Consider the following 570-nt stretch of genomic DNA (forward strand, 5'->3'; position numbering starts at 1 on the left):
GTGGTGGGCGTCGTGCAGGAATCCGCCGTTACGGGCGTAGCTGGTGCCCTGCTGGTCGGGGTCGTCGTCGTAGAGCGACTCGATGTCCCAGCCGCGGTCGGTGGGCATGTCGGTGATGGCGTCCGCGCCATCCACCACGAGCCGCCATAGGTCCTCGGGCGAGGTCACCCCGCCGGGGAAACGGCAGCTCATCGCCACGATGGCGATCGGTTCGTCGGCGCCTGCCGTGGCGGTGGCCACGGGTGCGGCGGCGTCCTCCTGGCTGCCCTGGGCCTCGGCCCGCAGATACGCGGCGAGGGCGGCAGGGGTCGGGTAGTCGAAGATCAGCGTGGCGGGGAGCCGGACGCCGCTGACGGCGGTCAGGCGGTTGCGCAGTTCAACGGCGGTGAGCGAGTCGAAGCCGACCTCGCTGAACGCGCGCTGCGGCTCGACCACTTCGGGCCCGGCGTAGCCGAGTACGGCCGCCACCTGCGTACGGACCACGCCGAGGACGATCGCCTCGGCCTCGGCGTCGGACGCCCCGGCGAGCTGCTGGGCGAGCGCGCCGGACCGCGCCGCGGCGGCGGCCTG

Annotated in this window: 1 protein-coding gene; it reads right to left on the reverse strand. The window is 73.9% G+C overall.

The genetic code is table 11. The annotated features are described in order from the left end of the window. A partial coding sequence (locus KN815_RS48785) for an acyl carrier protein (RefSeq protein ID WP_253209734.1) occupies positions 1–570 on the reverse strand: 570 nt, incomplete at both ends.

The organism is Streptomyces niphimycinicus, assembly GCF_018883605.1.
GTDB lineage: Bacteria > Actinomycetota > Actinomycetes > Streptomycetales > Streptomycetaceae > Streptomyces > Streptomyces niphimycinicus.